This window comes from Curtobacterium sp. B18, assembly GCF_000333375.1.
Lineage (GTDB): Bacteria > Actinomycetota > Actinomycetes > Actinomycetales > Microbacteriaceae > Curtobacterium.
Genome location: NZ_BACZ01000279.1, coordinates 1 through 4,667 on the forward strand (window position 1 = coordinate 1; position 4,667 = coordinate 4,667).

The window sequence follows — 4,667 nt, forward strand, 5'->3', positions numbered from 1 at the left end:
TCATCGGCGCGAGAAGCTCAGCGACGTCGTCGACCCGACCGACCGCTCCATCTCGTTCCTCCTCGGGACGGTGCCGGTGCGNCCGTGGTCGGCCCGAGCGACTTCCCCGGGATCGCACCGACGATCTGGGGCTCCGACGGCTCGAAGTGGGACGCGATCGGCATGACCGCGACCTACAACGAGTGGGCCGCCGGAGCGCCGCGTCCGACCATGCGCCAGGCCGGGCAGACGGTCTTCCGCTGGGCGGTCTGGGAGATGGTGAAGGTCGCCCGCGAGGCGATCGAGGCCGCGGGGATCACTCCGTCGGACCTCGCCGCGTTCGTGCCGCACCAGGCGAACATCCGCATCATCGACGAGTTCGCCAAGCAGCTCGGCCTGCCGGACACGGTCGCCATCGCGCGCGACATCACCACGACCGGCAACACCTCCGCCGCGAGCATCCCGCTCGCCACGCACCGCCTGCTCGAAGAGCACCCGGACCTGTCGGGCGGCCTCGCCCTGCAGATCGGGTTCGGCGCCGGACTCGTGTTCGGCGCGCAGGTGGTCGTCCTCCCCTAGCCCACCCGGTCGCGCACCCGCGTGACCACCCCGACGAGCCTCCGGGCGCGCGACCGCCGCGTGCCCTAGGCTGGTCCACGGTCAAACGACACCCCCCTCAAGGAGAATCCCCATGGCCCTGTCCAACGAAGAAGTCCTCGCCGGCCTGGCCGAGCTGATCAACGACGAGACCGGCATCGCGACCGACACCGTCGCCGCCGACAAGTCGTTCACCGACGACCTCGACATCGACTCGATCTCGATGATGACCATCGTCGTGAACGCCGAAGAGAAGTTCGACGTGAAGATCCCCGACGAAGAGGTCAAGAACCTCAAGACCGTGGGCGACGCCGTCGACTACATCGTCAAGGCACAGGCCTGACGCGAGCTTCCTGAGCGCCGCGGCCCCGGCGGACCAGCCGCGGGCCGCGGCGCTCACCTCGTCCACCGGACCGACCCTGGTCGGCCCACACGCGTCCGGCGTCCGTCGGACCACCCCGGCCCGGCGTTCGTCGGTCCGCCCCGGCTCCGTCCGGCTCCGCCACGAGCGGCCGGACGTCCTCACGAAAGAACACGTCGTTCCATGACCAACAAGACCGTCGTCGTCACCGGGATCGGTGCGATCACACCCCTCGCCGCGACCGCACCGGAGACGTGGGACGCGCTGCTCGCCGGCACGTCCGGCATCACCCGCATCGAGGACCCGCGCTACGCCGAGCTCGAGCTCCCCGTCGAGTTCGCCGGCCAGTCGCGCCGGTTCCTCACCGACCAGCTCACCCGCCCCGAGTCGAAGCGCCTCGACCCCTCGTCGCAGCTGTCCCTCGTCGCCGCGCGCGAGGCCTGGGCCGACGCCGGCATCGACGCCGAGACCGTCGTCCCCGAACGCCTCATCGTCGACTGGGCGACCGGCATCGGTGGCGTGAACACGCTGCTCGACGCCTGGGACACCCTGCGTGAGAAGGGCCCGCGTCGCGTCCTGCCGATGACGGTGCCGATGCTCATGGCGAACGGCCCGGCCGCCGCCATCGAGATGGAGTTCGGCGCCCGCGGCGGTGCGCGCACCTACCTGTCGGCGTGCGCGTCCTCGACCGAGTCCCTCGCCGAGGCCTACCGCCACGTCGCGACCGGCGAGGCCGACATCGTGATCACCGGTGGCGCCGAGGCCGCCCTGCACCCGCTGCCCCTCGCGGCGTTCGCCTCGATGCAGGCGCTCTCCCGCCGCAACGACTCCCCCGAGACCGCCTCGCGTCCGTACGACGTCACGCGCGACGGCTTCGTGCTCGCGGACGGCGCCGCGGCGCTCATCCTCGAGACCAAGGAGCACGCCGAGGCCCGCGGCGCCAAGATCTACGCCGAGGTCGCCGGAGCCGGCATCACCTCGGACGCGTTCCACATCACCGCGCCGGACCCCGAGGGCAGCGCCGCCGCCCGCGCCGTCCTGCAGGCGCTCGAGCACGCCGGCGCCTCCCGCGAGGACGTCGTCCACGTCAATGCGCACGCCACCTCGACCCCCGTGGGCGACGTGGCCGAGTACCACGCGATGCGTCGGGTCTTCGGCGACCACCTCGACCAGGTCGTGGTGTCCGCCACGAAGGCGTCGACCGGCCACCTGCTCGGTGGTGCCGGTGCGATCGAGGCCGCGTTCACGGCCCTCGCGCTGCACAACCGGGTCGCGCCGCCGACGATCAACCTCACCGAGCAGGACCCGGAGATCGTGATGGACGTCGCCACGTCGCCGCGCGAGCTGCCGCAGGGCGACCTGCTCGCCGTGAGCAACTCGTTCGGGTTCGGTGGGCACAACGCCGTGGTCGCGTTCCGCAGCGTCTGAGTCCGTCTGTCCGGTCCTGGAGGCCCGTCCCGCGTCGTCGGGGCGGGCTTCCGTCGTTCCCGTGGCCGGTCCGGGCGCGGCGCGCTCCCCGCGGCCGGTCCGGGCGCGGCGCGCTCCCCGCGGCCGCTGCCCGTGGCCGCGGCGGTGCGCCGAGACTCGGCCCCGCGGACAGTTTCGCGGCTCCGGCAGCGCGAAACCGTCCGCCGAGGCGAGACTCGGCGCGCTCGGCTGCCGGGCCGCGAGCGTGCGCGGGCCGCCCCGGACGCACGAACGCCGCCCCGAGGGACGGCGTTCGTGACGGAGGGAACGGTTCGGCAGGTCAGCCGACGCGGTGCAACCAGACGACCGGGTTGCCCTCGGCGGCGTGGCGGAACGGCTCGAGCTCGTCGTCCCACGCCTGGCCCAGCGCCAGTCGGAGCTCGCGGTGGAGTTCGAGCGCGTTGCTCCCGGCGACCTCCATGGCGTAGCGGACGCGGTCCTCGGGCACGACCATGTTGCCGGTGACGTCGGTCTGCGCGTAGAACACCCCGAGGTCCGGCGTGTGCATCCAGCGGCCGCCGTCGGACTCCGACGTGGGCTCCTCGGTGACCTCGTACCGGAGGTGCTCCCAACCGCGCAGGGCCGAGGCGATCGCGGCGCCTGTGCCGACGGAACCCGTCCAGGTGAACTCGGTGCGACGCGCGCCGTCCTGTGCGGGCTGGTCGAGCCACGAGAAGTTCACGGCACGGCTCATTGCGCGACCTGCCGCCCATTCGACGTGCGGGCAGAGCGCGCGTGGTGCGGAGTGCACGTAGAGCACCCCGGTGGTCGTTCCGTTCACGATTCCTCCGATTCGTCAGGTGCGACTTCCCCATCGACCTGAACTGGAGGTTCTCGTTCGGAACCATCGATATCCGATTGTGATGTCCTTGCGGACACGCCCATTATGCAGCCTGCACGCTGGGAACGCCAGGTACCGCGGCAGGACTCAGTGGAAGACGTGTCCCGCGGTGTCGAGGGGATGCCGCTCCCCCGCGGTGACCGACACGGGGATGCGGTTCTCCGCCGGCGGGATCGGACAGGCGAACTGGTACGAGAACGCGCACGGCGGCAGGACCAGCAGGTTCCAGTCCAGCGCGACGTCGGCGGGCTCGCCGGGGTCGTCGAGGTACAGGAACCGCCCCATCGAGTACGTGCTCCCGGGGTCGTCCTCGGGGAGCGCGCTCGTGGCGTCCTGCACGATGAGCTGCAGCCGAGGGACGCCGTGGAAGGGCGCCGACCGCACCGCGAGCAGCCGGACGGCCGCGCCGTCCAGCGTGGTCTCGACGTGTCCCGCGACCTCGAGCGGATCGCCGGCGGCGTCGACGACGCTCGCCGCGCCTCCTGGCTCACCCGGCGTGTACCTGCCGGACGTGACCCAGGCGGCGGACTGCTCGAAGCGCGCGATGCGGTCGAACCGGGCGATCGCGTCCGATGCCGGGTCCCACACCCGCAGGGTGCCGCGGGAGACGGTGCCCGCGAGCCCGTCGGGGAACACGACGGTCGAGGGGACGACGGCCTCGTCGCCGGCGACGAACACCGTCCCGTCCACGGGGTCGCCGTCGACGAGGACCCCGTCCTCCGGGACGGCGGTGACCGTGAGCCCTCCGGGCGCCGGCGCCCACTGCCCCGGCACCGGCCACACCGGCTGGGCGTGGTCGACGCGCTGGGCGTTCACGAGCGCGAGCGGACCCCGGGCGCTCGTCGCCCACCGGTCGCGACCGGCGGCGTGTTCGGCGAGGTCGGTCACGACTGCTCTTGGCGGGGGTAGATGACCTTCTGGACGATGATGATCACCGACGCCGCCACCGGCAGGGCGACGAGGGCGCCGAGAACACCGCCGATCGTGCCGCCCGCGACCGCGGCGATGACGACGAGGGCGCCGGGGACCTGGACCGCACGGGACATGATCCGCGGCGAGATCACGTACGCCTCGACCTGCATGTACACGAGGTAGTAGATCGCCGCGGCGAGGGCGGTCGCCGGCGACGCGAACAGGCACAGCAGCGAGATGACGATCGCCGACGCGAGCGTCCCGACGAGCGGGATGAGCGATCCCATGAAGGCGAACGATGCGAGCAGCACCGGCAGCGGCGCGCCGATGATGAGCAGGAACACGAAGCTGAGGATGCCGTTGATGAGCGCCTGCGAGATCTGTCCGACGACGTAGCGTCCGACCGCCTGCGTGATCTGCTCGCTGACGTCGATGAAGTTCTCACGCCGCGACGCGGGCACGAACCGGTACGTCATCCGCTTCATGCCCCGCATCGACGCGAGGAAGTAG

5 protein-coding genes and 1 pseudogene are annotated in these 4,667 nt (G+C 72.0%); 3 read left to right on the forward strand and 3 right to left on the reverse strand.

Features of this window, described 5'->3' with window-relative positions:
- The 3 genes and pseudogenes from I5E_RS21375 to I5E_RS07155 all read left to right on the forward strand — a co-directional run.
- Positions 1-558, forward strand: a pseudogene (locus I5E_RS21375) (3-oxoacyl-[acyl-carrier-protein] synthase III C-terminal domain-containing protein); the annotation flags it as partial.
- A 112-nt stretch (positions 559-670) separates the two neighbouring features.
- A complete protein-coding gene (locus I5E_RS07150; protein ID WP_022903951.1) occupies positions 671-919 on the forward strand; it encodes an acyl carrier protein in 249 nt (82 codons plus the stop codon).
- A 201-nt stretch (positions 920-1,120) separates the two neighbouring features.
- The gene (locus I5E_RS07155) at positions 1,121-2,365 is read left to right on the forward strand and encodes a beta-ketoacyl-[acyl-carrier-protein] synthase family protein (protein ID WP_022906377.1); all 1,245 of its coding nucleotides are present in this window, start codon (positions 1,121-1,123) and stop codon (positions 2,363-2,365) included.
- A gap of 319 nt (positions 2,366-2,684) precedes the next feature.
- Here I5E_RS07155 and I5E_RS07160 read toward each other — a convergent pair whose 3' ends face one another.
- The 3 genes from I5E_RS07160 to I5E_RS07170 form a co-directional block, all read right to left on the reverse strand.
- Complete coding sequence (locus I5E_RS07160) at positions 2,685-3,164, reverse strand: DUF3145 domain-containing protein (protein ID WP_083295326.1); 480 nt, start codon at positions 3,162-3,164, stop codon at positions 2,685-2,687.
- 168 nt (positions 3,165-3,332) lie between these two features.
- Complete coding sequence (locus tag I5E_RS07165; RefSeq protein WP_022906379.1) at positions 3,333-4,133, reverse strand: DUF1684 domain-containing protein; 801 nt, start codon at positions 4,131-4,133, stop codon at positions 3,333-3,335.
- The coding region (locus tag I5E_RS07170) for an AI-2E family transporter (RefSeq protein ID WP_022906380.1) at positions 4,130-4,667 on the reverse strand (538 nt) is incomplete at its 5' end. The genes I5E_RS07165 and I5E_RS07170, both read right to left, overlap by 4 nt.

Coding starts and splice junctions, on each gene's coding strand:
- I5E_RS07150 (WP_022903951.1), top strand. CDS start 671: ATGGCCCTGTCCAACGAAGAAGTCCTCGCCGGCCTGGCCGAGCTGATC.
- I5E_RS07155 (WP_022906377.1), top strand. CDS start 1,121: ATGACCAACAAGACCGTCGTCGTCACCGGGATCGGTGCGATCACACCC.